General features: G+C 72.5%; 24 protein-coding genes. 11 read left to right on the top strand and 13 right to left on the bottom strand.

The window, feature by feature from the left end; translation table 11 throughout:
* The first annotated feature begins 66 nt into the window (after positions 1-66).
* Entirely contained in the window at positions 67-1461 is a 1395-nt protein-coding gene (locus OG432_RS28235; protein ID WP_328313772.1) for an aldehyde dehydrogenase family protein, read from the top strand.
* Positions 1462-1511: 50 nt separating this feature from the next.
* A complete protein-coding gene (locus OG432_RS28240) occupies positions 1512-2591 on the top strand; it encodes a Zn-dependent alcohol dehydrogenase (RefSeq protein WP_328313773.1) in 1080 nt (359 codons plus the stop codon).
* A 282-nt stretch (positions 2592-2873) separates the two neighbouring features.
* Here OG432_RS28240 and OG432_RS28245 read toward each other — a convergent pair whose 3' ends face one another.
* Both OG432_RS28245 and OG432_RS28250 read right to left on the bottom strand, forming a co-directional pair.
* Positions 2874-3869, bottom strand: coding sequence for a DMT family transporter (locus tag OG432_RS28245; protein WP_328313774.1), 996 nt, complete (start codon positions 3867-3869; stop codon positions 2874-2876).
* 164 nt (positions 3870-4033) lie between these two features.
* Positions 4034-4675 carry a TetR/AcrR family transcriptional regulator gene (locus tag OG432_RS28250; protein ID WP_328313775.1) on the bottom strand — a complete coding sequence of 214 codons (642 nt, stop codon included), beginning with the start codon at positions 4673-4675 and terminating at the stop codon, positions 4034-4036.
* Between the two features lie 64 nt (positions 4676-4739).
* Between OG432_RS28250 and OG432_RS28255 the strand changes: the two genes are divergently transcribed.
* From OG432_RS28255 to OG432_RS28265, 3 genes are all read left to right on the top strand, one after another.
* Complete coding sequence (locus OG432_RS28255) at positions 4740-5891, top strand: acyl-CoA dehydrogenase family protein (RefSeq protein WP_328313776.1); 1152 nt, start codon at positions 4740-4742, stop codon at positions 5889-5891.
* 92 nt (positions 5892-5983) lie between these two features.
* A complete protein-coding gene (locus tag OG432_RS28260) occupies positions 5984-6271 on the top strand; it encodes a YiaA/YiaB family inner membrane protein (RefSeq protein ID WP_328313777.1) in 288 nt (95 codons plus the stop codon).
* Positions 6272-6343: 72 nt separating this feature from the next.
* Positions 6344-6979: a TetR/AcrR family transcriptional regulator gene (locus tag OG432_RS28265; RefSeq protein ID WP_328313778.1), complete on the top strand. Its 636-nt coding sequence runs from the start codon at positions 6344-6346 to the stop codon at positions 6977-6979.
* 51 nt (positions 6980-7030) lie between these two features.
* Here OG432_RS28265 and OG432_RS28270 read toward each other — a convergent pair whose 3' ends face one another.
* Positions 7031-7492 carry a MaoC family dehydratase gene (locus OG432_RS28270; protein WP_328313779.1) on the bottom strand — a complete coding sequence of 154 codons (462 nt, stop codon included), beginning with the start codon at positions 7490-7492 and terminating at the stop codon, positions 7031-7033.
* Positions 7493-7664: 172 nt separating this feature from the next.
* On the opposite strand from OG432_RS28270, the gene soxR reads away from it, so the two are divergent.
* A complete protein-coding gene (gene soxR / locus OG432_RS28275; RefSeq protein WP_328313780.1) occupies positions 7665-8126 on the top strand; it encodes a redox-sensitive transcriptional activator SoxR in 462 nt (153 codons plus the stop codon).
* Positions 8127-8150: 24 nt separating this feature from the next.
* Here the strand turns inward: soxR and OG432_RS28280 are convergent, their stop codons facing one another.
* Together OG432_RS28280 and OG432_RS28285 are read right to left on the bottom strand one after the other, a co-directional pair.
* Positions 8151-8858 carry a 3-keto-5-aminohexanoate cleavage protein gene (locus tag OG432_RS28280; protein ID WP_328313781.1) on the bottom strand — a complete coding sequence of 236 codons (708 nt, stop codon included), beginning with the start codon at positions 8856-8858 and terminating at the stop codon, positions 8151-8153.
* 94 nt (positions 8859-8952) lie between these two features.
* Positions 8953-9564 carry a hypothetical protein gene (locus OG432_RS28285; protein ID WP_328313782.1) on the bottom strand — a complete coding sequence of 204 codons (612 nt, stop codon included), beginning with the start codon at positions 9562-9564 and terminating at the stop codon, positions 8953-8955.
* A 551-nt stretch (positions 9565-10115) separates the two neighbouring features.
* On the opposite strand from OG432_RS28285, the gene OG432_RS28290 reads away from it, so the two are divergent.
* The gene (locus OG432_RS28290) at positions 10116-12980 is read left to right on the top strand and encodes a penicillin acylase family protein (protein WP_328313783.1); all 2865 of its coding nucleotides are present in this window, start codon (positions 10116-10118) and stop codon (positions 12978-12980) included.
* A 17-nt stretch (positions 12981-12997) separates the two neighbouring features.
* Here the strand turns inward: OG432_RS28290 and OG432_RS28295 are convergent, their stop codons facing one another.
* Both OG432_RS28295 and OG432_RS28300 read right to left on the bottom strand, forming a co-directional pair.
* Entirely contained in the window at positions 12998-14314 is a 1317-nt protein-coding gene (locus OG432_RS28295) for a serine-threonine protein kinase (protein ID WP_328313784.1), read from the bottom strand.
* Positions 14315-14456: 142 nt separating this feature from the next.
* Entirely contained in the window at positions 14457-15686 is a 1230-nt protein-coding gene (locus OG432_RS28300; RefSeq protein WP_328313785.1) for an exo-beta-N-acetylmuramidase NamZ family protein, read from the bottom strand.
* 904 nt (positions 15687-16590) lie between these two features.
* Here OG432_RS28300 and OG432_RS28305 point away from each other — a divergent pair.
* From OG432_RS28305 to OG432_RS28315, 3 genes are all read left to right on the top strand, one after another.
* A complete protein-coding gene (locus OG432_RS28305; protein ID WP_328313786.1) occupies positions 16591-17364 on the top strand; it encodes an SDR family oxidoreductase in 774 nt (257 codons plus the stop codon).
* Entirely contained in the window at positions 17361-19013 is a 1653-nt protein-coding gene (locus tag OG432_RS28310; protein ID WP_328313787.1) for a class I adenylate-forming enzyme family protein, read from the top strand. Before OG432_RS28305 ends, OG432_RS28310 begins: the two co-directional genes overlap by 4 nt.
* Before the next feature lie 83 nt (positions 19014-19096).
* Positions 19097-19693 carry a TetR/AcrR family transcriptional regulator gene (locus tag OG432_RS28315; RefSeq protein WP_328313788.1) on the top strand — a complete coding sequence of 199 codons (597 nt, stop codon included), beginning with the start codon at positions 19097-19099 and terminating at the stop codon, positions 19691-19693.
* Between the two features lie 60 nt (positions 19694-19753).
* Here OG432_RS28315 and OG432_RS28320 read toward each other — a convergent pair whose 3' ends face one another.
* From OG432_RS28320 to OG432_RS28345, 6 genes are all read right to left on the bottom strand, one after another.
* Positions 19754-20968, bottom strand: coding sequence for an acyl-CoA dehydrogenase family protein (locus OG432_RS28320; RefSeq protein WP_328313789.1), 1215 nt, complete (start codon positions 20966-20968; stop codon positions 19754-19756).
* 7 nt (positions 20969-20975) lie between these two features.
* Positions 20976-21998: a phosphotransferase family protein gene (locus OG432_RS28325; protein ID WP_328313790.1), complete on the bottom strand. Its 1023-nt coding sequence runs from the start codon at positions 21996-21998 to the stop codon at positions 20976-20978.
* Between the two features lie 156 nt (positions 21999-22154).
* On the bottom strand, positions 22155-22475 hold the full coding sequence (locus tag OG432_RS28330; RefSeq protein WP_328313791.1) for a DUF202 domain-containing protein: 321 nt from the start codon (positions 22473-22475) through the stop codon (positions 22155-22157).
* Entirely contained in the window at positions 22475-22867 is a 393-nt protein-coding gene (locus OG432_RS28335; protein WP_328313792.1) for a YidH family protein, read from the bottom strand. The genes OG432_RS28330 and OG432_RS28335 overlap by 1 nt, the downstream gene beginning before the upstream one ends.
* A gap of 25 nt (positions 22868-22892) precedes the next feature.
* Entirely contained in the window at positions 22893-23408 is a 516-nt protein-coding gene (locus OG432_RS28340) for an NUDIX hydrolase (protein ID WP_328313793.1), read from the bottom strand.
* A gap of 75 nt (positions 23409-23483) precedes the next feature.
* A complete protein-coding gene (locus OG432_RS28345) occupies positions 23484-24380 on the bottom strand; it encodes a DMT family transporter (RefSeq protein ID WP_328313794.1) in 897 nt (298 codons plus the stop codon).
* Positions 24381-24546: 166 nt separating this feature from the next.
* On the opposite strand from OG432_RS28345, the gene OG432_RS28350 reads away from it, so the two are divergent.
* Entirely contained in the window at positions 24547-26202 is a 1656-nt protein-coding gene (locus OG432_RS28350) for an FAD-binding dehydrogenase (protein ID WP_328313795.1), read from the top strand.
* Positions 26203-26205 lie beyond the last annotated feature (3 nt).

Genomic DNA, 26205 nt, shown 5'->3' on the forward strand with positions numbered 1-26205 from the left:
GCGCCCAAAAACTAACAGCGCTAGTTTGAGCGGCGGAGGACAACGGTTCGGCTCGGGAGGAATGTGATGAAGGCCCACGACGGCATGTACATCGGCGGCGCGTGGCGGGCCGCCGCGGGCCATGACGGCATCGCGGTGGTGAACCCGGTCGACGAACAGGTCATCGCCGAGGTCCCGGCCGGCACGGCCGAGGACGTCGACGCCGCGGTACGCGCCGCGCGTGCCGCCCTGCCCGGCTGGGCCGCGACCCCGCCGGCCGAGCGCGCGGCGAAGCTCGCGGCGCTGCGCGACCGGCTGGCCGCCCGCAAGGACGAGATCGCCGAGACGATCAGCGCCGAGCTGGGCGCCCCGCTGCCGTTCGCCCAGGCCGTGCAGGCGGGCCTGCCCATCGCCGTCGCCGGTTCCTACGCGGAACTCGCGGCCACGTACGCCTTCGAGGAGAAGGTCGGGAACTCCACGGTCCACCTGGAGCCGGTCGGTGTCGTCGGCGCGATCACGCCCTGGAACTATCCGCTGCACCAGATCGTGAACAAAGTGGCACCCGCGCTGGCGGCGGGCTGCACGGTCGTCCTCAAGCCCGCCGAGGACACGCCCCTGACCGCGCAGCTCTTCGCCGAGGCGGTGCACGAAGCGGGCCTGCCCGCCGGTGTGTTCAACCTCGTCACGGGTCTCGGGCCGGTCGCGGGCCAGGCGCTCGCCGAGCACGAGGGCGTCGACCTCGTTTCCTTCACCGGTTCGACGGCCGTCGGCAAGCGGATCGGCGCGACGGCCGGCGCGGCCGTCAAGCGCGTCGCCCTCGAACTGGGCGGCAAGTCGGCCAACGTCATCCTGCCCTCGGCCGACCTCGCGAAGGCGGTCGCCGTGGGTGTCGCCAATGTGATGGGCAACTCCGGTCAGACGTGCAGCGCCTGGACGCGGATGCTGGTCCACGCCGGTCAGTACGACGAGGCCGTCGAGCTGGCCTCGGCCGCCGCGGCCAAGTACACCGTCGGCGACCGCGTCGGCCCGCTCGTCAACGCCAAGCAGCGCGAGCGCGTGCGCGGCTACATCGAGGCGGGGGTGCGCGAGGGCGCCCGCATCGTCGCGGGCGGCGCCGACGCGCCCCTTGAACGGGGCTACTACGTCGCGCCGACCGTTTTCGCCGACGTCACCCCCGACATGACCATCGCGCAGGAGGAGATCTTCGGCCCGGTCGTCTCGATCATCAAGTACGAGGACGAGGACGACGCCCTGCGGATCGCCAACGGCACGGTGTACGGCCTGGCCGGCGCGGTCTGGGCGGGCGACGAGGCGGAGGCGGTCGCCTTCGCGCGGCGCATGGACACCGGCCAGGTCGACATCAACGGCGGCCGCTTCAACCCCCTGGCCCCCTTCGGTGGTTACAAGCAGTCGGGGGTCGGCCGCGAACTCGGCGTCCACGGCCTGACCGAATACCTCCAGACGAAGTCGCTCCAGTTCTGAGACCCGCCTCCGCCCCGCTTCCCACCGCTCGCCCAGGAGTCAAACCCACCATGGTTCGCGCCGCCGTACTGCCCGCCGTCGGCTCTCCGCTGGAGATCACCGACATCGACCTCCCCGAGCCCGGCCCCGGCCAGGTGCGGGTCCGCCTGGCCGCCGCCGGGGTCTGCCACTCCGACCTCTCGCTCACCAACGGCACGATGAGGGTTCCGGTCCCCGCCGTCCTCGGCCACGAGGGCGCGGGCACGGTCGTCGCCGTCGGCGAGGGCGTCACCTCCGTCGCGCCCGGCACCCAGGTCGTCCTCAACTGGGCGCCGTCCTGCGGCAGTTGTCACCCCTGCTCGCTCGGCGAGGTGTGGCTCTGCGTCAACGCGCTGAACGGCGCGGCCTCGGTGTACGCACGCACCGCGAACGGCACGGAGCTCCACCCGGGCCTGAACGTCGCCGCGTTCGCCGAGGAGACCGTCGTGGCGGAGAACTGCGTGATCCCCCTCCCCGCCGGCATCCCCCTCACCGAAGCGGCGCTGCTCGGCTGCGCGGTCCTCACGGGATACGGCGCGATCCACCACTCGGCGCGGGTGCGCCAGGGCGAGACGGTCGCGGTGTTCGGCGCGGGCGGCGTGGGCCTGGCCACGCTCCAGGCCGCCCGGATCGCGGGCGCGGGGCAGATCGTCGCCGTCGACGTCTCCCCGGACAAGGAGGGGCTGGCCCGCGAGGCCGGGGCCACCGACTTCGTCGTGGCGTCGGACACCACCGCGAAGGACATCCGCCGGCTCACCGGCGGCCAGGGCACGGACGTGGCCGTCGAGTGCGTGGGCCGCGCGGTGACGATCCGTACCGCCTGGGAGTCGACCCGGCGCGGCGGCCGCACCACGGTCGTCGGCATCGGCGGCAAGGACCAGCAGGTCACCTTCAACGCCCTGGAACTCTTCCACTGGGGACGCACCCTGGCAGGCTGCGTCTATGGCAACTGCGACCCGGCGAAGGACCTCCCGGTCCTGGCCGACCACATCCGAGCGGGCCGCCTGGACCTGAACTCCCTGGTGTCCGAACACATCCCCCTGGACGCCATCCCGAAGGCCTTCGACAACATGCTGGCCGGCAAGGGCGGCCGAGCGCTGGTCGTGTTCTGAGCGGAGGCCCCACGGGGGACCCCATGACAGGCTGAGGCGGCCTGCACTGGGCACCCCGCCAAGGTCAATCCCGCCAGGGGCGCGGGGAACGGCGCGGGACGCGGGCACGGTCCGCACACGAAGGCGGTTTCAGGGGCGCGGGGAACGGCGCGAGAAGCGAGCACGGTCCGCGGACGTGAGCGGGGTCAGGGGCGCGGGGAACTGGGCGACCGGTCACACACGACCCGCACCCAACCCGAGCAACCCGCCCCCGCCCCACCTCAAACCCGCCCCCGCCCCACCTCAGTCGACCCGCCCCACACCCACTTCCCCCGCCCCCTCGCCAGAGGAAGGGGAAGAGGAAGCGGACCCCGGAACCGGCCCCGCCACGACCGCCGCCGTCGCCCCGGCCGCGCGCGAGCGCGAGCGCGAAACAGCCACCCCCGCAAGGCAGATCGCCCCGCCCACCAGCGTCAGCACCCCCGGCACCTCGTCGAGCACCGCCCACGACATGAGCACGACCATCGCCGGCACCACATACGTCGTCGCGCCCATCCGGCTCGCCGAGGTGCGGGCCAGCGCGTACGCCCACGTCGTGAAGGCGAGCGCGGTGGGGAACACGCCGAGGTACACCATGTTGAGCGTCGCCGAAGCGGGCGCGTGCGCGGCGTCCGACAGCAGCTGTCCGCTGAACGGCAGGCAGGCCACCGCCCCCACCAGGCAGCTGAAGAAGGTGACTTGGAGCGGGCTGCCGTGGCGCAGCGCGGGCTTTTGCAGGACGACGCCGGCCGCGTACGTGGCCGCGGCGAACAGGCACAGCGCCACGCCGAGGACGGACGCGTGCCCCTCGCCCGACTTGGAGAGCCCCACCGCGACGGCGCCCGCGAAGGACACCGCCATGCCCGCGATCAGCCGGGGCGGCAGCGCCTCGCCGAGGAAGCGCGAGGCGAGCAGCGCCATGAGGATGGGGCCGATGTTCACGATCATCGCGGCGGTCCCGGCATCGACCTGCTGCTCGCCCCAGTTGAGGGCCACCATGTAGCAGGCGAACCACAGCACACCGGAGGCCGCGATGCCCGGCCAGGCGGCCCGCGGCGGCAGCCCCTCGCGGCGTATGAGGAGCAGGAGGCCGAGCACGACCGCTCCGGCCAGCAGCCGGCCCAGGGCGAGGGCGCCGGGCGAGTAGGCGGCTCCGGCGCTGCGGATGGACACGAAGGCGGAGGCCCACAGCACCACGGAGACCCCCGCGGCGAGGAGGGCGAGCCGAGCGGACCGCTGCTCGGGTGAGGAGTTCGTCATGTCAGGACAGTAGGCGCAGGACGCTTTGGCCCTCGCCGAATTTTCGCCCCCGCCCCCGGGCCCCCGGATGCCGGCGGAGGCGGGACCTGCCCGTCGCCGGTACGGGACCTGCCCGTCGCCCGTACGGAACCTGCCCGTCGCGCCCCATGCCCGCGAAGGCCCCGTCAGGCGCCGAGCGCCTCGTACTGCAGCGCGAGCCCGTCGAGCAGCGCCCGCAGGCCCGTTTCGAAGGCGCCCTCGTCGATCTTCTCCTGCCGTTCGGCGAGGAGGTGCGCCTGGCCCAGGTGCGGATAGGCCGCCGGGTCGTACGCCGCCTCGTCGTCCACGAAGCCGCGGGCGAAGGAGCCGAGAGCGGAGCCCATGATGAAGTACCGCATCAGCGCGCCGATGCGGGTCGCCTGGGCGGGCGGCCAGCCCGCCGCGACCATCGCGCCGAACACGGCGTCCGCGAGCCGCAGCCCCGCCGGACGCCGGCCGGGGCCCTGCGCGAGCACCGGAACGATGTGGGGATGCCGGGTCAGGACCGCGCGGTAGGCGACCGCCCAGTCGTGCAGCGCGGAGCGCCAGTCGCGGCCGTCGTCCTCGTCGAACATCGACAGGTCGACCTGCGCGGAGGTGGCGTCCGCGACGGCCTCGAGGATGTCGTCCTTGGTGCGGAAGTGGTTGTAGAGCGAGGGCCCGCTGACGCCGAGCTCGGCGGCGAGACGCCGGGTCGACACGGCCGCGAGGCCCTCCGCGTCCACGAGCGCGCTCGCCGCCGCCACGATGCGGTCGGTGCTCAGGAGGGGCTTGCGCGGTCGGGCCATGCGGCACATAGTAGGCCTGCCAACCGAAAACTAGCAGTGGTAATTAAATTTGGGGTGCAGGGACATGAACCTGGAGCTGAGCGAGGAACAGGAAGCCGTGCGCCGGCTCGCCAAGGACTTCGTCGACCGTGAGATCACCCCGCACGTCGTCGACTGGGACCGCTCCGAGAACGTCGACAAGTCGATCATGAAGAAGCTCGGCGCGCTCGGCTTCCTCGGCCTCACCATCGACGAGGAGTACGGCGGTTCGGGCGGCGACCACCTCGCCTACTGCCTGGTCACCGAGGAGCTCGGCCGCGGCGACTCCTCGGTCCGCGGCATCGTCTCGGTCTCGCTCGGCCTCGTCGCCAAGACGATCGCGTCCTGGGGCGATGAGGAGCACAGGCGCGCGTGGCTGCCGCGGCTCACCTCCGGCGACGCCATCGGCTGCTTCGGCCTCACCGAACCCGGCACCGGCTCCGACGCCGGCAACCTCGCGACCAGGGCGGTCCGCGACGGCGGCGACTACGTCATCGACGGCGCCAAGATGTTCATCACCAACGGCACCTGGGCCGATGTGGTGCTGCTCTTCGCCCGCACCAACGACACCCCCGGCCACCGCGGCGTCTCCGCTTTCCTCGTCCCCACCGACACCCCGGGCCTGACCCGCCGCACCATCCACGGCAAGCTCGGCCTGCGCGGTCAGGCCACCGCCGAGCTGGCCCTGGAGGGCGTACGGGTCCCGGCGAGCGCCCTTCTCGGCCCCGAGGGCAAGGGCTTCTCCATCGCCATGTCCGCGCTCGCCAAGGGCCGGATGTCGGTCGCGGCCGGCTGTGTCGGCATCGCCCAGGCCGCGCTGGACGCGGCGGTCGGGTACGCCGGGGAACGCGAGCAGTTCGGCAAGCCGATCGCCCACTACCAGCTCGTCCAGGAGCTGATCAGCGACATCTCCGTCGACGTCGACGCGGCCCGGCTGCTCACCTGGCGGGTCGCCGATCTCATCGACCGGGGTGAGGAGTTCGCGACCGCCGCCTCCAAGGCGAAACTGTTCGCCTCCGAAGCCGCGGTCCGCGCCGCCAACAACGCCCTCCAGGTCTTCGGCGGCTACGGCTACATCGACGAGTACCCGGTGGGCAAGCTGCTGCGCGACGCCCGCGTGATGACCCTCTACGAGGGCACCAGCCAGATCCAGAAGCTGATCATCGGCCGCGCCGAGACGGGGGTCTCCGCCTTCTGAGCGCCGGGCCTTCCGGGAGTCGGGCCGTCTGAGTACGTCCTGAGTACACGAGCGGATGTGGCACGGGCCACATCCGCTCCATGCTGTCCGTCATGAGTGAGACACAGGTCAAGCAGCAGAACACCGCCGCCTACTACGGGCAGGCCGTCGCCGCGTTCGCGATCGCGCTCGGCGCCACCGCGCTCGGCATCCTCCGTCTCCAGGCCGACGCCTGGGTGCGTGCCTTCCTGGGCATGGCCGTCCTCTACCTCGTGACGTCCGCCTTCACCCTGGCCAAGGTGATCAGGGACCGGCAGGAAGCCGGCCAGATCGTCAGCCGCGTCGACCAGGCACGCCTGGAGAAGCTCCTCGCCGAGCACGACCCGTTCCAGAAGCTCTAAGCGCTTGCTCACCTTCGGGGTATGGTGTTCGTCCTGCTGAACGACGGTGCTGACGGGCGAGAGGGGCGAGCGATGGACATGGCCGACGTGACCGACGAGATGGCCGGCGGCGAGGAAAAGCCGTGGGGCGAGGTCACCCCCGAGGCCGCCAGGAGGCTGCTCGTCGCCGCCGTCGAGGCCTTCGCCGAGCGCGGCTACCACGCCACCACCACCCGGGACATCGCGGGCCGGGCCGGCATGAGCCCGGCCGCGCTCTACATCCACTACAAGACCAAGGAAGAGCTGCTCCACCGGATCAGCCGGATCGGCCACGACAAGGCCCTGGAGATCCTCCGGTCCGCGGCCGAAGGCGAGGGCGGCGCCGCCGACCGGCTCGCCGCCGCGGTGCGCTCCTTCGTCCGCTGGCACGCGGGCCACCACATGACGGCCCGCGTGGTCCAGTACGAACTCGACGCGCTCGGTCCCGAGCACCGCGCCGAGATCGTCGAACTGCGCCGCCAGAGCGATGCGGCGGTGCGCCGCATCCTCAACGACGGGGTGGCGGCGGGGGAGTTCGACGTACCGGACGTGCCCGGCACCACGCTGGCCGTGCTCTCGCTCTGCATCGACGTGGCCCGCTGGTTCAACACCGAGGGCCGCCGCACGCCCGACGAGGTCGGCGCGCTCTACGCCGGCCTGGTGCTGCGCATGGTGGGCGCCCAGGCATGACGGGGCCGGGCCCGGCCCGCCCCGAGGGGCACGCCGGGCCCGGGGGTCCGCTCAGAAGTAGTAGCGTGAGACCGATTCCGCCACGCACACCGGCTTGTCGCCGCCCTCGCGTTCCACGGTGACCTTCGCGGTGACCTGGACACCACCGCCCGCCTCCACGACCTCCGTCAGCGCCGCGGTGGCCCGCAGCCGCGACCCGACCGGCACGGGGGAGGGGAAACGGACCTTGTCGGTGCCGTAGTTGATGCCCATCTTCATGCCTTCGACGCGCAGCACCTGCGGGACCAGCGTCGGCAGTAGCGAGAGCGTGAGGTAGCCGTGCGCGATCGTCGTACCGAACGGTCCGGCGGCGGCCCGCGCGGGGTCGACGTGGATCCACTGGTGATCGCCCGTGGCGTCGGCGAACAGGTCGATCCGCTTCTGGTCGATCTCCAGCCAGTCGCTGTGCCCGAGCTGCTCGCCCACACCGGCCTTCAGCTCCTCGGCGGACGTGAAGATCCTCGGCTCTGCCATGCCCTGGTCCCTGCCTCTCGCGACGCTCTCGCGGTCATGTCCAAGCGCTTGCTCAGCTAGCTCAGCATGGTTGGGGCCGCCGGTCCTGTCAACGACGTGCGGCACCGAGCGGGCGGAGGGAAGCGCGGGGAGGCGGTGGGCGGCGCGGGGGGCGGCCAGTAGGGTTCGAGGGGTGCCGCAGATTCCAGAGAAGGTCCACGAGCTCACGGTCGGGCAGTTGTCCGCGCGCAGCGGGGCAGCCGTGTCCGCCCTGCACTTCTACGAGTCCAAGGGCCTCATCACCAGCCGCCGCACCTCGGGAAACCAGCGCCGCTACGGCAGGGACATCCTGCGCCGGGTCGCCTTCGTACGGGCCGCGCAGCGCGTGGGGATTCCCCTGGCCACGATCCGGGACGCGCTGGCCGGGCTTCCCGAGGAGCGGACCCCCACGAGGGAGGACTGGGCGCGGCTCTCCGAAACCTGGCGGACCGAACTCGACCGGCGGATAGCCCAGTTGGGCAAGTTGCGCGATCACCTCAGTGACTGCATCGGCTGCGGCTGCCTCTCGCTCGACACCTGCGTCCTGTCCAACCCGGACGACGTGTTCGGCACCGGCCTCACCGGCTCCCGCCTCCTGGCCGAACGCACGACCTGACACATTCCGCACGGCCCGCCCCCGCTACGAACAGGCCAGGGCCGCCGTCACCAACTGGGCGTTGCAGCGCGCCCGGCGGCCGTCCGGCAGAAGCAGCACGTCCTCCAGGCCGATCCGGGTGTCGAGCCCCAGCCGCCGCGCCAGGCGCAGCACCGGCCAGGCGCCGTCGTCCTCGCCGTGCAGGAGGACCGGCCCGTCGTGGGCGGTGCCGAGCTCGGCGAGGAGGGCGCGGGCCGCTGACTCGGCGGCCTCCTCGGTCGTCCCGGTCACCTCGGCGAGGACGCGCAACACCTTCGGCGCCGACCGGGAGCGCAGGAAGCGGCGGGCGCCGTCCGTGCCGGACCAGACGCCCGCCTCGACGCCCACCCCGCGGTCGAGCAGCGCGGTCGCCACCTCCTCGGCGCCGTCCTCGTGCCAGTTGACCGACGCGTAGTCGGGCAGCACGGTCCAGGACCGCACGTGCGCCACCCGTCGCGCCGGGTCCGGCTCCGCCCAGGCGCCCGTGGTCACTCCCACCGGCACCCGCACGGCGGCCCGTATCGCCTCAAGTGCCGGGCCCACCACGCCAGGAGAGAGCGAATCGCTTCCGCAGGGCGTCTTGGGGTGGACATGGATCTCGGCGGCGCCGGCCGCCACGGCCGCCGCCGCGGACTCGGCAAGGGCGGCAGGGGAGAGCGGAACCGCCGCGCCGTCCCGCGCGCTCCGCGTGCCGTTCAGACAGACCTGGATCATGGCTTCGATGGTGCCAGGCACCACTGACAGCGCGCGGCCGCCGCCGGGAGGTCCGTACACCACGCGGGGGCGAGCCGGCTCGCCCCCGCGTGCCTCATGCCGCCGATGCCAGCGCTCCGCGCCGTGCCGCCTTGGACCGTGCCAGCGCCTCGCAGGTCAGCACCGGCTGCGGGACCAGGATTCCGCACCCCGTGCAGACCGGACCGAACCAGGGGTCGTGGTCCAGGTCCTGGCTCCACACCAGCCGGCTGGTGTCGCAGACCGGGCAGTGCGCGCCGGGCTCGGCCCGCAGCGCCGAGATCATGCGGCCGAGGACCTCGGCCAGCGGTCCGTCGGGATGGGTGCCGGGGTCGTCGCACCACGCCACCCCGAAACCGCCCCAGGTGCGCCGGTGCCAGTCGTCGAAGGAGCCGGGGCGCCGCAGCCCGGCGTGCTTCTCGCGCTTGCGGCGCTTGGCGAACTCCACTTCGTAGGCGAGCCAGACGGCCCGTGCCGCCTCCAGCTCGTCGAGCGCGGCCACCAGCCGCGCCGGATCGGGGGCCCGGTCCTCGGGTCCGATGCGGTGCCTGCCGCACAGATGGTCCCAGGTCGCCCGGTGCCCGTAGGGAGCGAATCGCTCCAGACACTTGCGCAGCGAATACCGCCGCAGCGCGAGATCGTTGCGCGGGTCGCGCACCTGTCTTGCCAGACTGCGGAAACCAGCCATGGCCCTGCCACCTCCGTCGCTCGTACTTCGGCGTCGACGAATGGACGTACCCGAAGGCGATCCGGCTCCATCGAATTTCCGATGACGTCCATTACGGGGGTTTCGCCTACCCTGCCCCAAGGGTTGGAATCCGTTTCTCACGAACTCCTCAGAACGTGGCCCATATGCAGCGGTCACCCCGCCCACCTGCTGGAACGGCCGAAGTGCCAGGCAGGGGGCGGGGCGAAGGAAGATCCCCGGACGGCGAGGAGCCGCGCCCCCGGCACCTCCGGAGTCCCTTCAACCCATCTGTTCCCTACGGGCACTTGGGCCCCAGGGGCACCTGCGGCATTTCCCCGTCCCGCGGCGCACCCGCCGCGGCCCGGATCACGTACGCGTGCCGACGCGGGCGCGAAGGGCGCGGCTTCCGCAGGCGACCGTCGTGATCGCGGAGGGGATCGGGCGGCCCTGTGCCGGCGTGTGGGGATTCGGAGAAGGTGACGCATGTTCACCTTACGCGGCGCCGTACTCCTGAGTAGCCTCCCGCGCATCGGCCCCCACTAGGAGCGCGCATGCGACGACGCACCGCAAGGCTCAGAACCGACCGCCAACTCACCAGTGCCGGAACGGGACTCCACCGTCCGAAACAAGGTGCCGGACGGGGCGGCACCGCGCGCGGCAGGATCGCCGCCTGCGCCGCCACCGTCACCGCCCTCTGCGCCGCACTGCTCGGACCCGTGGTCCCGGCCGGCGCCGCCGAGCCCGCCGACGGCGACCACTGCCAGGGGCAGTGCTCCGACATCCTGCCGCCCGGCGCCAACGGCAATGCCACCCTCGCCGAGATCCTCGCGAACAAGGTGTTCGGGACCCACCCCGCTCACAGCGACGACGAGCTCGGCAAGTACGACGCCCTGGTGGCCGGCCAGTCCTCGCTCACCGACGACAAGCTCAACACCTTCTTCAACGACGCCTCCTTCGGGGTGCCCGGCGGGCAGGTCCAGTCGACCGCGTCGCCCCGCCCCGACGTCACCATCACCCGCGACAAGGCGACGGGCGTCCCGCACATCAAGGGCACCACGCGGTACGGGACCGAGTACGGCGCCGGGTACGCGGCCGGGCAGGACCGGCTGTGGCTCATGGACCTCTTCCGCCACATCGGCCGCGGCGAACTCACCTCGTTCGCGGGCGGCGCCCTCGCCAACCAGGGCCTTGAGCAGGAGTTCTGGCCGCAGGCTCCGTACACGGAGGCCGATCTCCAGGCGCAGGTCGACCGGATCCGCACCGCCAACGGCGCCCGAGGCGAACAGGCCATGGCCGACGCCCAGGCCTACGTGGACGGCATCAACGCCTACGCGAAGCAGTCCAAGGACGGCCGCTACTTCCCCGGCGAGTACGTCCTCACCGGCAAGATCGACGCCATCACCAACGTGGGGGAGATCCAGCCCTTCAAGCTCACCGACCTGATCGCGCTCGCCTCCGTGGTGGGCGGCCTCTTCGGCGGCGGCGGTGGCGGCGAGGTGCAGGCCGCGCTCTCGCTCCAGGCCGCGCAGGCCAAGTACGGCGTGGCCGACGGCACCAAGGTCTGGGAGTCCTTCCGTGAGCGCAACGACCCCGAGGCGGCGCTCACCGTCCACGACGGCACCAGCTTCCCGTACGCCGGCAAGCCCGCCGACGCCAAGGGCGCCGCGATGCCCGACCCGGGCTCCGTCGTCCCCGAACAGCTCGTCTACGACCGCTCCGGCTCGGCGGTCACCGGTGCCAAGGCCGCCGTGAAGGTGCCGCCGAAGCTGAAGCCGCTGGAGGGCATGTACGACAGCGGGGCGCTGCCCGGCGTCGACCTCGGCAAGCCGCGCGGTATGTCCAACGCCCTCGTGGTGTCCGGTTCGCACACCGCGAGCGGCAACCCCGTCGCGGTGTTCGGCCCCCAAACGGGCTATTTCGCGCCACAGTTGCTGATGCTCCAGGAGATCCAGGGGCCCGGCATCAGCGCCCGTGGCGCCTCCTTCGCCGGCGTCGGCATGTACGTCCAGCTCGGACGCGGACAGGACTACGCCTGGTCGGCCACCTCCGCGGGCCAGGACATCACCGACACCTACGCCGTCGAGCTCTGTCAGGACGCCACCCACTACCTGTACCGCGGTGTGTGCACGCCCATGGAGAAGATGGAGAAGACCAACTCCTGGAAGCCGACGGTCGCCGACACCACCGCGGCCGGCTCCTACCGGATGCAGGTGTGGCGCACCAACTACGGCATCGTGACCGCCCGCGCCACCGTCGGCGGCAAGCCCGTCGCCTACACCTCGCTGCGCTCCACCTACCGCCACGACGCCGACTCGATCATCGGCTTCCAGATGATGAACGACCCCACCTTCGTCAAGGACGCCGCGTCCTTCCAGCAGGCGGCCCAGTCCGTCGACTACACCTTCAACTGGTTCTACGCGGACTCCCGCACCGCCGCGTACTACAACAGCGGCCTCAACCCGGCGCGCGACCCCGATGTCGATCCCTCGCTGCCCGTCAAGGCGGAGCAGGCCTACGAATGGCAGGGCTTCGACCCGGCGAACAACACGGCCGCCTACACCCCGCCCGCCCAACACCCCCAGTCCGTCGGCCAGGACTACTACGTGTCCTGGAACAACAAGCAGGCCAAGGACTACTCCACGGCCGGCTTCGGTGACGGCTCCGTACACCGCGTCAACCTCCTCGACGACCGGGTGAAGTCGCTGGTCGCGCAGGGCGGCGTCACCCGCTCCTCGCTCACCCGGGCGATGGCCCAGGCCGCCGTCACCGACCTGCGCGGCGAGGACGTCCTGCCCGAGCTGCTCAAGGTGCTGCGCAGCGCTCCCGTCACCGACCCCCAACTCTCTACCGCGGTACAGCAATTGGAGTCATGGCAGGCCGACGGCACGCAGCGCCGCGAGACCTCGCAGGGCTCGCACACGTACACCCACCCCGACGCGGTGCGCCTGATGGACGCCTGGTGGCCGCTGCTGGTCGAGGCCGAGTTCCGCCCCGGGCTCGGCGACCCGCTCTACGCCGCCCTGACCGCCAACCTCGGCACCGACGAGGCGCCGTCCGCCGGGCACGGCCCGACCGGCTCGCACGCCGGTTCCGCCTTCCAGTACGGCTGGTGGAGCTATGTCGACAAGGATCTGCGTACGGTGCTCGGGGAGCCGGTGCAGGGCCCGCTGGCCCGCGCCTACTGCGGCGGCGGCACGGTGGACGCCTGCCGCGAGAGCCTGCTCGGCACGCTGAAGCAGGCCGCCGCCAAGACCCCGGCCCAGGTCTATCCGGGGGACGCCGGCTGCAAGGCCGGTGACCAGTGGTGCGCCGACTCCATCGTGCAGCGTCCGCTCGGCGGCATCACCCAGTCCGCGATCAACTGGCAGAACCGGCCGACCTACCAGCAGGTCGTCGAGTTCCCCAGCCACCGCTAGAGGTGCCCGGCCGCGGGTCAGGTCGTGACGATCCGGCCCGCGGCAAGCACCACCCGGGCCAGCTCCGGATGGCAGATGTCGCTGTGCGCACCCGAGGGCGGCCCGCCGCTCTTCACCACGGCGGCCGCGTCCACGCTCACGCACCCCGAGTCGGGCACGCCGTCGCGCAGCGCCTCGGCCAGCGTCAGCGTGGTGCAGGGGCTCACGGCCTGGATCCCGTCGTGGCCGATCGCCCACCACCGTCCGTCCTGGCCGGGCAGGGCGCTCGCGTAGTCGCCGGACAGTGCGGAGGCCAGTGGGTAGATGACGCCGAGCGCGGTGTCGAAGTGCGAGTAGCAGGAGACGACCGGCCCGTCGAGCCCGTTCTGCGCGTCGCTCAGGGCGCCGGCACCCGTCAGGCCGTCCGGTAGCCGTTCGGCGAAGACGTAGTGCGAGAAGGCCCCTTCGAGCAGGGTCACCGACTTCAGATTGCGCGCCCCCCGCGGCAGCCCCTTCAGTGCGAACGCGACCAGGCGCGCACCCTGACTGTGTCCGACCAGGTGGACGCGCAAGTCGGGCCGGGAAAGGGCGAGTTGATCGATCAGCGGCCCGAGACCGCGCTGCCCCACCGTGCCGGCCCGGTGCTTCATCTCGTAATAGGTCGTCTGGCGCAGCACCTCCTTCGCGCCGTCCCAGAGGTGCTTGAGCGAGCCGCCGATCGAGAACGAGGGGCCCGACGGTCCGGGCCGCACGTCCATGCCGGTCTCGGCCAGCGCGGACGTGAACCTCTGGCACAGCTCCAGCGCCGGGTCCGTCAGCAGCGCGGGCACGGCACCGGGACCGTCCTCCAGGGCCAGGTCGCCCCCGGAGCCGGCCCGGCCCGCCGAACCCGACGCCGTCACCAGTTGCCGGGTCAGCCGTCCGAAGTCGGTGAACGCCGCTTCGGAGTCGGGTTGTTCCCGCAGATAGGAGGCGATCGTGTCGAGGGCCGCGTCCTGACCGGGGAAGAACCCCTTGAGCGCGGAGACGGTCGCGGCATCGAGGCCGGGGCCCGCCGCGGGGGCCGCGGCGGGCGGGAAGTCGGGGATGGTCTCGTCGGTGAAGCGGATCGAGGGCCAGGTCACGCCGCCGTACGCGAGCCGCACCCCGGGCGAGCCGGCCACGAGCGGGGGGAACGCCGCGAAGAACGCCCGGTACATGCCGCGGGCGGTGCTCGGCGTGTTGTTCCAGCCGTGCGCGAACAGCACCAGATCCGTGGCGTCCACGCCGGTCAGAGCGGTGCGCTCGGCGGGATCGGCGTCGCCGTCCGCGTCGAAGGTGATCTCCCGGTACGGCTCGACCCCGATGTCCGTCATGACGCGACCTCCGGTCCGCTCGACGATGAGCGCCTCCATCGTCCTGCGGCAGCACGGACCTGGCCATATGCCGGACGGCACCGATGTGCCGCGCCGGGCGCGCGGTCCGGGGCCCGTCCCGGCCCGGCGGTCCGTCCCCGGCTCAGGCGTACATCAGATACCTCCCGCGTACGGTGCGGAACGCCGCGAGTCCCGGCTGCCAGGCCGCCACGATCTCGTCCGCACCGGCCCCGGCGTCGATCATCGTCCGTACCAGGGCCGAGCCGGTGAGCTTGTCGATCCAGTGGTCCGGGCGCCAGGCGAAGCCGCTCCACACCCGTTTCGCGGTCACGAGCAGCGCGATGCCGGTGCGTACGGGATCGAACGACTCCCGGTCGTACACGTGCAGTTGGAGCCCGCCGGCCGTCCTTCCCTGATACTTGGAGAACGTCGGCGCGAAGTACGCCTCGCGGAAGTGGACGCCGGGCAGGGCGAGTTCGCCGAGCGCGGCGGCCCAGCGGCCGTCGATCCCCTCGGCGCCGAGCAGTTCGAAGGGCCGTGTCGTGCCGCGTCCCTCGGACAGGTTGGTGCCCTCGAAGAGACAGGTGCCGGAGTAGACCAGGGCGGTGTCGGGCGTCGGCATGTTGGGGCTCGGCGGCACCCAGGGCAGGCCGGTCGCGTCGAAGAAGTCCGAGCGCCGCCATCCGGTCATGGCGACGGTCGTGAGCCGCACCTGGCCGCCGAGGAATTCGGCGTTGAAGAGCCGGGCGAGCTCGGCCGCGGTCATCCCGTGCGCCTGCGCGACGGGCCTGCGCCCGACGAACGTCGCGAACGCCGGGTCGAGGACGGGGCCCCGTGCCGCGCGGCCCGTCACCGGGTTCGGCCGGTCGAGCACCACGAACCGCTTGCCGGCGAGCGCGGCCGCCTCCATGCAGTCGTAGAGCGTCCAGATGTAGGTGTAGAAGCGGGCACCGACGTCCTGGATGTCGAAGAGGACGGTGTCCACGGCGGACGCGGTGAAGACGTCCGCGAGGGGCCGGCCGCTCTTGGTGTACGTGTCGTACACGGGCAGCCCGGTCGCCGGGTCGTCGTAGCGGCCCTGCGAACCGCCGGCCTGGGCGGTGCCGCGGAAGCCGTGCTCGGGGCCGAAGACGGCGGTGAGGTTCACCCGGGGGTCGGCGTGCATGACGTCCACGACGTGGCGGACGTCGCGGGTCACGCCGGTGGGGTTGGTGACGATGCCGGTCGCCTGGCCGGCGAGGGTGGAGTAGTGGGATTCGGCGAGGTGGTCGAAGCCGGTGCGGGTGGGGTGGGCGGGGCGGGTTCTTCTGGGGCCGCCCGGTGTTGCCGTGGCGGCCGTGCCGGCGAGGACGGTCCGTCTGGTCAGGCTCATGCGGCCAGGGTGCCAGCCGCACGCCGAACTCCGACCTACCTGTGCGGCGGGTTCCGGTCCCGCCCCTCCCCGGGGCTCCGCCCCGGACCCCGTTCGCGCGTTTTCCCACCCACCTCCCGTGCGACGGGTTGAAGGGTGCGGCTCCCTGGGGCTCCGCCCCAGACCCCGCATCGCGCCTGAAGGGCGCTCGTCCTCCATCTCCCCCAAGGCCTCAAGGGCCAGGGGGGACCCCCATAACGGGCTGAGGATGCCTCTGCCGAGCCCCGTCAGGGGTGCGGGGAACTGCGTGAGCAAGCGGGCACGGTCCGCACGCGGAGGGGGGTTCAGGGGCGCGGGGAACTGCGCGGGACGCGGGCACGGTCCGCACGCGGAGGCGGGTTTAGGGGCGCGGGGAACTGCGCGAGCAAGCGGGCACGGTCCGCAGACGAAAGCGGGGTTTTTAGGGGCGCGGGGAACTGCGCGGGACGCGGGCACGGTCCGCACGCGGAGGCGGGGTTCAGGGGCGCGGGGAACTGCGTGAGCAAGCGGGCACGGTCCGCACGCGGAGGGGGGTTCAGGGGCGCGGGGAACTGCGCGGGACGCGGGCACGGTCCGCACGCGGAGGCGGGTTTAGGGGTGCGGGGAACTGCGCGGGACGCGGGCACGGTCCGCACGCGGAGGCGGGTTTAGGGGTGCGGGGAACTGCGCGGGACGCGGGCACGGTCCGCACGCGGAGGCGGGGTTCAGGGGCGCTGGGAACTGCGTGAGCAAGCGGGCACGGTCCGCACGCGGAGGGGGGTTCAGGGGCGCGGGGAACTGCGCAAACGGCCGGGGGCCTGCCTGGGTGTTGCGGGGATTCGGGGGTTCCCCCGGGACATACCGACCGGTTAGTCTGCCGGAGGCATCGGCAGAGAGGCAGGTCTCCATGAGCACGGCACAGTCGGACCAGCGCACCACGGTGGTGGTCACGGGGGCAGGTGGCGGCATCGGCGCCGCCCTCGCCCGCAGATTCGCCGAGGACGGCGCCCGCGTCGTCGTCAACGACCTCGACGCCGACAAGGCCCGCAGCACCGCCGACGAGATCGGCGCCATCGCCGTGCCGGGCGACGCCTCCACCGTCGTCGGCGCCGCCCGCGCCGCCCTCGGCGGCCGCATCGACGTCTACTGTGCCAACGCCGGCCTGGGCTCGGGCGGTTCGGAGGCCGCCCCCGAGGACGTGTGGGCGGCGGCCTGGGACGTCAACGTCATGGCCCACGTGCGGGCGGCGAAGGAACTGCTGCCCGACTGGCTGGAGCGCGGCAGCGGACGCTTCGTCTCGACCGTCTCGGCCGCCGGCCTGCTCAGCATGATCGGCGCGGCCCCGTACAGCGTCACCAAGCACGGCGCGCTCGCCTTCGCCGAGTGGCTTTCGCTGACGTACCGGCACCGGGGCGTCCATGTCCACGCGATCTGCCCCCAGGGCGTACGCACCGACATGCTGGCCGCCACCGGGACGGCCGGCGACCTCGTCCTCAGGCCCACCGCGATCGAGCCGTCCGAGGTCGCGGACGCGCTGTTCGCCGCGATGGCCGACGACCGCTTCCTCGTGCTGCCGCACCCCGAGGTGGCCGACTATTACACCGCCCGCGCCGCCACCCCGGACCGCTGGCTGACCAGCATGAACCACCTCCAGCAGAAGTGGGAGACGGACGCCGGATGACCTCGATCTACGCGGCCAAGCCCTGGCTCGCCCAGCTCAGCGCGGCCCAGCGGGCGGACATCAGCCCGCCCGAGACGGTGCTGGACGCCTTCGACGCCGCCGTCGCCCGCGCACCCGGGCGCACCGCGCTCGCCTACTTCGACGGCCGCCTCACCTATCGCGAGGTCGATGAGCTGTCCGATTCCGTGGCCGGCCATCTCGCCGGGCGGGGCCTGGCCCGCGGCGAGCGCGTCGCGCTCATGCTCCAGAACACCCCGCATTTCGTGATCGCCCTGCTCGGTGCCTGGAAGGCCGGCGCCGTCGTCGTGCCGCTCAACCCGATGTACAAGTCGGGCGAGGTCACGCACGTGCTGCACGACGCCGACGCCGCCGCGCTGATCTGCTCCGACCGGGCCTGGGAGGAGTACCTGCGCGACACCGCCGCCGATTCCCCGGTGCGCGTCGCGCTCACCGCCTGCGCGCTCGGCCTCCAGACCCGCGACGACCCGCGCGTCCTCGGCTTCGAGCGGCTGCCCGTGCCCGCCGGCGCCGACGATCTCCTCACCGTCGCGCGGCAGGGTCTGCCCGCCCCGGGCGGGCGCCGGCCCGAGGGCGGCGACACGGCGTTGATCAGTTACACCTCCGGCACCAGCGGGACCCCCAAGGGCGCGATGAACACCCATCGCGGCATCACCTACAACGCGGAGAGGCAGCGCACCGGACACCCCATCGCGCAGGGGTCGGGTTATTTCGCGCTCGCGCCGCTGTTCCACATCACCGGCATGGTCTGCGAGCTCGCCACCTGCCTCGCCAACGCGGGCACCCTGATCCTGACCTACCGCTTCCACCCGGGCGTCGTGCTCGACGCGTTCACGGAGCACCGACCCGCGTACACGGTCGGCCCGTCCACGGCCTTCATGGCGCTGGCCGCCACACCCGGCGTCACGCGGGACCACTTCGCCTCGTTCGAGCTCATCTCCTCGGGCGGCGCCCCCCTGCCGCCCGCGCTGGTGGAGACGTTCCGCGAAGGGTTCGGGCCGTACATCCGCAACGGCTACGGCCTGACCGAGTGCACCGCCCCCTGTGCCTCGGTCCCGCCCGAGAAGGAAGCGCCGGTCGACCCCGTCTCGGGCACCCTCTCGGTCGGCGTGCCCGGACCCCGGACGGTCGTACGGATCCTCGACCCCGCGGGCAACGAGGTGCCCTTCGGCGAACAGGGCGAGATCGTGGTGCGCGGACCGCAGGTGGTGCCCGGCTACTGGCGCCGCCCCGACGCCACCGCCGAGGCGTTCCCCGACGGCGAACTGCGCACCGGCGACATCGGGTTCATGGACCGCGACGGCTGGCTCTACGTGGTCGACCGCATGAAGGACATGATCAACGCGTCGGGCTTCAAGGTCTGGCCGCGTGAGGTCGAGGACGTGCTCTACACGCACCCGGACGTGCGCGAGGCGGCCGTCGTGGGCGTCCCCGACGCCTACCGGGGCGAGAGCGTCAAGGCGTACGTCTCCCTGCGCCCCGGCGCCGAGGCCGGCCCCGCCGATCTCGCCGCGTACTGCAAGGAGCGGCTCGCCGCCTACAAGTACCCGCGCGAGGTGGAGATCCTGGCGGAGCTTCCCAAGACGACGAGTGGGAAGATCCTCAGGCGGGAACTGCGCAGCCAGGCGTAGCGACCGGAGCGCCGGCGCAGCAGGACCGGAACAGGGCGGGGGGCCGCGGCCCCCCGCGCACGTACGAGAGAAAGGTGGCGGCGATGGCCAAGGCGACGGACACGAGCGGCACCACACCCGTCCCCCAGCGGCTGCTCGCCGCCGCCACCCGCCTGTTCGCGGAGAACGGCTACGACCGCACCTCCGTCCAGGAGATCGTCGAGGCGGCCGGCGTCACCAAGGGTGCGCTCTACCACTACTTCGGCTCCAAGGAGGACCTCCTCCAGGAGGTGTACTCCCGGGTGCTCCGCCTCCAGCAGGAGCGGCTCGACGCGTACGCGGGCGCGGACGCGCCGATCGAGCAGCGGCTGCGCGAGGCGGCCGCGGACGTGGTGGTGACCACCATCGACAACCTCGACGACGCGGCGATCTTCTTCCGGTCGATGCACCAGCTGAGCCCGGAGAAGAACAAGCAGGTGCGCGCCGAGCGCCGCCGCTACCACGAGCGGTTCCGCGCGCTCATCGAGGAGGGCCAGGAGGCCGGGGTGTTCTCCACCGCGACCCCGGCCGACCTGGTGGTGGACTACCACTTCGGCTCCGTCCACCACCTGTCCACCTGGTACCGGCCGGGCGGCCCGCTGACCCAGCAGCAGGTCGCCGACCATCTCGCCGACCTGCTGCTGCGCGCGCTGCGGCCCTGAACTCGAACTACCGGACCGGCGGCCCGAACTACCGGACCGGCGGCCCGAACTACCCTTCCGCTAGAGGTACTTCTTCAGTTCGCGGCGGGCGAGCGAGCGCTGGTGCACCTCGTCGGGGCCGTCCGCGAGCCGCAACGTCCGTGCCGCGGCCCACAGTTCGGCCAGCGGGAAGTCCTGGCTGACGCCGCCCGCGCCGTGCAGCTGCACCGCGTTGTCGATGATGCCGACCACGGTGCGCGGAGTGGCGATCTTGATGGCCTGGATCTCGGTGTGCGCGCCGCGGTTGCCCACGGTGTCCATCAGCCAGGCCGTCTTCAGAACGAGCAGGCGCAACTGCTCGACCGCGACACGGGCGTCCGCGATCCACTCCTGCACCACGCCCTGCTGGGCGATCGGCTTGCCGAACGCCGTACGGGACACGGCCCTTCGGCACATCAGCTCGATGGCCCGCTCGGCCATCCCGATCAGGCGCATGCAGTGGTGGATCCGGCCAGGACCGAGCCGCGCCTGCGCGATGGCGAAGCCGCCGCCCTGCTCGCCGACGAGGTTGCTCGCGGGCACCCGGGCCCCGTGGAAGACGACCTCGGCGTGACCGCCGTGGTAGTGGTCCTCGTAGCCGTACACCTGCATGGCGCGGCGGATCTCGACGCCCGGGGTGTCGCGCGGAACAAGGATCATCGACTGCTGGCGCCGCACGTCGTCGTTGGCCGGGTCGGTCTTGCCCATCACGATGAAGATCGCACAGTCCGGGTTCATCGCGCCGGAGATGTACCACTTGCGCCCGGTGATGACGTAGTCGTCACCGTCCCGCTCGATGCGCGTCTCGATGTTGGTGGCGTCCGAGGAGGCCACCTCCGGCTCGGTCATCGCGAACGCCGAGCGGATCTCCCCGGCGAGCAGTGGCTCGAGCCACCGCTTCTTCTGCTCGTCCGAGCCGAACTGCGCCAGCACCTCCATGTTCCCGGTGTCCGGGGCCGCGCAGTTGAGGGCGGTCGGCGCCAAGTGCGGGGAGCGGCCGGTGATTTCGGCCAGCGGGGCGTACTGGAGGTTGGTGAGCCCGGCGCCGTGCTCCGGGTCGGGCAGGAAGAGGTTCCACAGGCCCTGGCGGCGCGCCTCGGCCTTGAGGTCCTCCACCACCCGCGGGGTGTCCCACGGCGAGGCGAGCAGCGCGCGCTGCTCGTGCGCGGTGGTCTCGGCGGGGTGGACGTACTCCTCCATGAAGGCGAGGAGCCTGGTCCGCAGTTCTTCGGTACGGGCGTCGAATGCGAAGTCCATGGCGGGGTCAGCCTTCCTGAAGGGTGGTGAGACCGTGCTCGATGAAGACGGGGACCAGCTCGCCGATGCGGTCGAACCCGGCGCCCACGGTCTGGCCGAGGGTGTAGCGGTAGTGGATGCCTTCGAGGATCACGGCGAGCTTGAACCAGGCGAACGCCGTGTACCAGGCGATCGCGGAGGTGTCGCGGCCGGAGCGGGCCGCATAGCGCTCGATCAGCTCGGCGGGGGAGGGGTGCCCGGCGGCGCCGGCCGTGGTGGAGACCGGGGAGTGCGGGAGCTCCAGCTTCGCGCTGTACATGACGAGGAGCCCGAGGTCGGTCAGCGGGTCGCCCAGGGTGGACATCTCCCAGTCGAGCACGGCGTTGATCCGGTCGTCGTCCCCGATCAGGACGTTGTCCAGGCGGTAGTCGCCGTGGACGACGGTGGGCGCCGGCGAGGCCGGCAGGTCGCGTCCGAGGGCGGCGTGCAGTTCGTCGATGCCGCCGAGGGGCCGGTTGCGGGAGGCGTCGAGCTGCTTGCCCCAGCGCCGCAGCTGCCGGTCGAGGAACCCCTCGGGGCGCCCGAAGTCGCCGAGCCCGACCGACTCGGGGTCCACGGCGTGCAGCTCGACCAGCGTGTCCACCAGCGACAGCACGGCCGCCCTGGTCCGCTCGGGGCCGAGCGGCGCGAGCTGTTCGGCGGTGCGGTACGGCGTCCCGGCCACGTACTCCATGACGTAGAACGGCGAGCCGAGCACCGACTCGTCCTCGCAGAGCAGCACCGGCTCGGGCACCGGAACGGCGGTCGGGTGCAGCGCGCTGATCACCCGGTGTTCGCGCTTCATGTCGTGCGCGGTGGCGAGCACATGGCCCAGCGGCGGCCGCCGTACGACCCACTGCCCGGTGCCGTCCGTGACGACATAGGTCAGGTTCGACCGGCCGCCCTCGATCAGGCGGGCACGGAGCGGTCCGCTCACGAGGCCCGGACGGGCGCGGTCCAGATGGGCCCGCAGCCGCTCCGGATCGAGGCCTGGCGGGGGGACTGCGCTCATGTTCGGCACCTCCACGGCGGGATCGGTCGTCCTGTGACGAGAACACGCTACCGACCAGTCGGTATGCCGTCCAGAGCGGGCCCGGCCGGATTCGGGCGGGCGCGCCGTGGCGCGGCGTTCACCGACCGCGTCACCGACGGCATTCACCGACCGCGTTCAGAACAGCATGGCGACGGCGAGACAGGCCAGGGCCACCGTGCACGCGGCCGCCGCGAGGGCGGCGCGCACCCCGAGCACCCGGGGGCGGGCGCCGCCGCTCAGCGTCTGGATGCGGCGGTGCGCCACCGCGAGGAAGCCGAGCCACACCAGCGCGCCGAGCGTCACCGCCACCAGCGCGAGGGGTGAACTTCCCCGGTGCACGGCCTGTTTGGCGGCGAGCACGGCGGCCACCGTGCACGACAGGGTGGTACGCCGCCACGCGAGCCGGGTCCGCTCGGGCTGGAGCCCCGGGTCGCGTGCGGGCACCCGTGCGGGCATCAGCCCGCCCAGCCGAAGACCACGACCACCACCATCGACACGGCGACCAGGGCCACCGCGAGGCTCAGGACGGTCGGGAAACGCGACACCGGCAGGTCCTCGCCGCGCCGCATGGCCCGCTCGCACCGCACCCAGTGGTTCACCGCCCGCAGCGCGCACAGCACCCCCGCGGCGAGCAGCGCGAGCGCGAGCGCCACCCGGATGCCCCGGCGCAGGTCCGGCAGGAACTGGTCGACCGCGAAGCCGCCGCCGACCAGCGCGAGCGAGGTCCTGATCCAGGCCAGGAAGGTGCGCTCGTTGGCGAGCGAGAACCGGTAGTCGGGGGTCTCGCCCTCCTCGCCGATCCGCTGGGGCGCGAACCACAGCCGCAGCGTCTGCACGATCGTGATCACTCGCCGCACCCTACCCGGCGGCCCCTCAGGACAGCGCGAGCCCCGAGGCGCGCAGCCGCCGCCACGCCGCGAGCCCGTCCGGCACCCACTCCCAGTCGTCGATGCGGCGCTCCAGCTCGTCGAGCGGCAGGAAGGCGTGCCAGGCGACCTCCTCCACCTGCGGGTCCACGGGCAGCTCGCACCGCACCTCGTACACCGACGACCACCAGCTCTGCTCACCGTTGTCGAAGAGGAACTTGAACAGCGGCACCGGCCGCGGCAGCCCGCGCACCCCGAGCTCCTCCTCCGCCTCGCGCAGCGCCGCGTCGTCGTACGACTCGCCGGCGCCCACCACCCCGCCGACGAACAGGTCGTACAGGGAGGGGAAGACGAGCTTGTCCGGGGTGCGGCGGTGGACGAAGATCCGGCCCGCCGCGTCCCGGGCCAGGATGAACACGCAGCGGTGCCGCAGGTTCCGCGCGTAGGCGTCGGCCCGCCGGGCCTGCCCGGTCACGGTGTCGTGCTCGTCGACGATGTCCAGGATTTCATCAGCCGGATTCATGGAGCCATGAAACCACCGCCCCGGCGGCCCTCCACCGGCCCCGTCGCCCCGCCCCCGCGCCGCCCACCGGGACGCTCAGTGCGGCTGGAGGTCACAGGTCTCCTCCTGCGGCGCGGTGCCGGACGGCATCGCGGGGTGCATCCCGAGCAGCACGATCCCCGCCACGATCGCCGCGAGCCCGGCCGCCTCCCAGGCCAGCGCCCCCGTGTCGGTACGCAGCCGGTCCCCGAGGAAGCCGACCGCGCAGGCGATCCCCGCGAGCGGCTGCGCCGCCGTCAGGGCGGGCAGCGACATCCGCAGCGGAGCCGTCTCGAAGGCGCTCTGCACCAGGACGAGCCCGGTGATCCCGAGCGCGATCACCGCGTACGGCTGCCAGCTCGTCATCAGCTCCGGCCAGCCGCCGCGCGACAGGCGCTGCCCGCTGATCCGGGTCAGCGCGTCCTGGAGGCCGTACAGCATGCCCGCGGCGAGGGCCAGCAGCACCGGCGCCGCCACGCTGAGCCGGTCGTGCTTGGCGAGCGCCGCGAGCACCAGCGCGGTGCCGACCACGATGCCCACGATCAGCCAGTGCCGCAGCGCACCCGCGACGGCGACGCCGCCCTGCGGCTGGCCCGCCACGATGAACGCGGTCACCCCGCCGGCGAGCAGCACGAGCCCCGCCCAGCCCTGACGGCCGAGCGGCTGGCGGGTCCACAGCCGCGACAGCCACATCGCGAAGAACAGGTTGGTCGCCACCAGCGGCTCGACCAGCGACACCTCGCCGTAGCCGAGCGCGAGGGCGCTCAGCACCATCCCCGCCACCATCAGGCCTATCCCGGCCAGCCAGCGCGGCATCCGCACCAGGTCGAGCAGCAGCCTCGGGGAGAGGAAGTCGCTCAGCGGGGCGTGCTGCGCCGCGTTCTGCTGCAGCACGAAGCCCGAGCCCAGACAACACGCTGCGCTCACGGCGAGGACGAGGACCAGGACCGACACGACGTACACCTCAAGTACGGCCGGGGGGCGCTGTTTTGGCCGACGATAGCGCCCCGGCGACGCGGCTGCCTCCCGGGTGCCCGCCGCCGGGCGGTTGACGCCGGGTGACGGCCCGCCGAAGATCTGACCCACGGGTAACCTGGCGGACGAGCGGAATGAGCGGCCGATGGCGTACGACGCCGATGTGATCGTGATCGGGGCGGGCCTCGCGGGCCTGGTGGCCACCGCCGAGCTGGTGGACGCCGGCAAAAAGGTGATCCTGCTCGACCAGGAGCCCGAACGGTCCCTGGGCGGCCAGGCGCACTGGTCCTTCGGCGGTCTCTTCCTCGTGGACTCGCCCGAGCAGCGCCGTATGAGGATCAAGGACAGCCGGGCGCTCGCGCTCCAGGACTGGTACGGCACGGCCGGCTTCGACCGGGACGAGGACCACTGGCCACGCGAGTGGGCCACGGCGTACGTCGACTTCGCGGCGGGCGAGAAGCGGGCGTGGCTGCACGCCCAGGGGGTCCGGTTCTTCCCCGTGGTGGGCTGGGCCGAACGGGGCGGCTACGACGCCACCGGGCATGGCAACTCCGTTCCCCGCTTCCACATCACCTGGGGCACCGGGCCGGGCATCGTCGCCCCGTTCGAGCGGAGAGTGCGGGAGGGCGCCGCCCGGGGACTCGTTCAGTTCGCGTTCCGCCACCGGGTCACGGGGCTCGGCCGCAGCGCCGGAACCGTCGACACCGTCACCGGCGAGATCCTGGAGCCGTCCGGTGCCGCGCGCGGGACCGCGTCCACCCGGACCGTCACCGGCTCCTTCGAGCTTACGGCGCAGGCGGTGATCGTGACCAGCGGCGGCATCGGAGGCAACCACGACCTCGTGCGGGCCCAGTGGCCCGAGCGGCTCGGCACCCCGCCCGAACACATGCTCTCCGGGGTGCCCGCCCATGTGGACGGCCTCATGCTCGGCATCACCGAACGGGCCGGCGCCCACCACATCAACCGCGACCGGATGTGGCACTACACCGAGGGCATCCAGAACTGGAACCCGATATGGGCCCGGCACGGCATACGCATTCTCCCCGGCCCCTCCTCGCTCTGGCTGGACGCGCGCGGCAGCCGGCTTCCGGTGCCGCTCTTCCCCGGCTTCGACACGCTCGGCACGCTCGACCACATCATGAAGACCGGGTACGACTACACGTGGTTCGTCCTCGACCAGAAGATCATCGGCAAGGAGTTCGCCCTGTCGGGCTCCGAGCAGAACCCCGACCTGACGGGCAAGTCCGTACGCGGTGTCATCGGGCGGGCCCGTGCCGATGTGCCGGGGCCGGTCAAGGCGTTCATGGACCACGGCGCCGACTTCGTCGTCGAGAAGGACCTCGCCTCGCTGGTGCGCGGCATGAACGCGCTCACCGAGGAGCCCCTCATCGACGAGGCGGCGCTGCGCCGCGAGATCGTGGCCCGCGACCGTGAGATCGCCAACCCCTTCACCAAGGACCTCCAGGTCACCGCCCTGCGCGGGGCCCGTGCCTATCTCGGCGACAAGCTGATCCGCACCGCGCCCCCGCACCGCATCCTCGACCCGGAGGCCGGCCCGCTGATCGCGGTGAAGCTGCACATCCTGACCCGCAAGTCGCTCGGCGGCCTGGAGACCGATCTGTCCTCGCGCGTCCTCATGGCGGGCGGCGAGCCGCTGCCGGGCGTGTACGCGGCGGGGGAGGCGGCCGGGTTCGGCGGCGGAGGCGTCCACGGCTACCGCTCCCTGGAAGGCACCTTCCTCGGCGGCTGCATCTTCTCCGGGCGTGCGGCGGGCCGTGCGGCGGCGAAGGCCGTCTCGTAGGGG

Origin of the sequence: Streptomyces sp. NBC_00442 (assembly GCF_036014195.1) — a bacterium.
Classification (GTDB): Bacteria; Actinomycetota; Actinomycetes; order Streptomycetales; family Streptomycetaceae; genus Streptomyces.

What these genes read in the sequence shown, in the direction of transcription:
- OG432_RS28235 (WP_328313772.1), top strand. Translation starts at nt 67, where the DNA reads ATGAAGGCCCACGACGGCATGTACATCGGCGGCGCGTGGCGGGCCGCC.
- OG432_RS28240 (WP_328313773.1), top strand. Translation starts at nt 1,512, where the DNA reads ATGGTTCGCGCCGCCGTACTGCCCGCCGTCGGCTCTCCGCTGGAGATC.
- OG432_RS28245 (WP_328313774.1), bottom strand. Translation starts at nt 3,869, where the DNA reads ATGACGAACTCCTCACCCGAGCAGCGGTCCGCTCGGCTCGCCCTCCTC.
- OG432_RS28250 (WP_328313775.1), bottom strand. Translation starts at nt 4,675, where the DNA reads ATGGCCCGACCGCGCAAGCCCCTCCTGAGCACCGACCGCATCGTGGCG.
- OG432_RS28255 (WP_328313776.1), top strand. Translation starts at nt 4,740, where the DNA reads ATGAACCTGGAGCTGAGCGAGGAACAGGAAGCCGTGCGCCGGCTCGCC.
- OG432_RS28260 (WP_328313777.1), top strand. Translation starts at nt 5,984, where the DNA reads ATGAGTGAGACACAGGTCAAGCAGCAGAACACCGCCGCCTACTACGGG.
- OG432_RS28265 (WP_328313778.1), top strand. Translation starts at nt 6,344, where the DNA reads ATGGACATGGCCGACGTGACCGACGAGATGGCCGGCGGCGAGGAAAAG.
- OG432_RS28270 (WP_328313779.1), bottom strand. Translation starts at nt 7,492, where the DNA reads ATGGCAGAGCCGAGGATCTTCACGTCCGCCGAGGAGCTGAAGGCCGGT.
- OG432_RS28280 (WP_328313781.1), bottom strand. Translation starts at nt 8,858, where the DNA reads ATGATCCAGGTCTGTCTGAACGGCACGCGGAGCGCGCGGGACGGCGCG.
- OG432_RS28285 (WP_328313782.1), bottom strand. Translation starts at nt 9,564, where the DNA reads ATGGCTGGTTTCCGCAGTCTGGCAAGACAGGTGCGCGACCCGCGCAAC.
- OG432_RS28290 (WP_328313783.1), top strand. Translation starts at nt 10,116, where the DNA reads ATGCGACGACGCACCGCAAGGCTCAGAACCGACCGCCAACTCACCAGT.
- OG432_RS28295 (WP_328313784.1), bottom strand. Translation starts at nt 14,314, where the DNA reads ATGACGGACATCGGGGTCGAGCCGTACCGGGAGATCACCTTCGACGCG.
- OG432_RS28300 (WP_328313785.1), bottom strand. Translation starts at nt 15,686, where the DNA reads ATGAGCCTGACCAGACGGACCGTCCTCGCCGGCACGGCCGCCACGGCA.
- OG432_RS28305 (WP_328313786.1), top strand. Translation starts at nt 16,591, where the DNA reads ATGAGCACGGCACAGTCGGACCAGCGCACCACGGTGGTGGTCACGGGG.
- OG432_RS28310 (WP_328313787.1), top strand. Translation starts at nt 17,361, where the DNA reads ATGACCTCGATCTACGCGGCCAAGCCCTGGCTCGCCCAGCTCAGCGCG.
- OG432_RS28315 (WP_328313788.1), top strand. Translation starts at nt 19,097, where the DNA reads ATGGCCAAGGCGACGGACACGAGCGGCACCACACCCGTCCCCCAGCGG.
- OG432_RS28320 (WP_328313789.1), bottom strand. Translation starts at nt 20,968, where the DNA reads ATGGACTTCGCATTCGACGCCCGTACCGAAGAACTGCGGACCAGGCTC.
- OG432_RS28325 (WP_328313790.1), bottom strand. Translation starts at nt 21,998, where the DNA reads ATGAGCGCAGTCCCCCCGCCAGGCCTCGATCCGGAGCGGCTGCGGGCC.
- OG432_RS28330 (WP_328313791.1), bottom strand. Translation starts at nt 22,475, where the DNA reads ATGCCCGCACGGGTGCCCGCACGCGACCCGGGGCTCCAGCCCGAGCGG.
- OG432_RS28340 (WP_328313793.1), bottom strand. Translation starts at nt 23,408, where the DNA reads ATGAATCCGGCTGATGAAATCCTGGACATCGTCGACGAGCACGACACC.
- OG432_RS28350 (WP_328313795.1), top strand. Translation starts at nt 24,547, where the DNA reads ATGGCGTACGACGCCGATGTGATCGTGATCGGGGCGGGCCTCGCGGGC.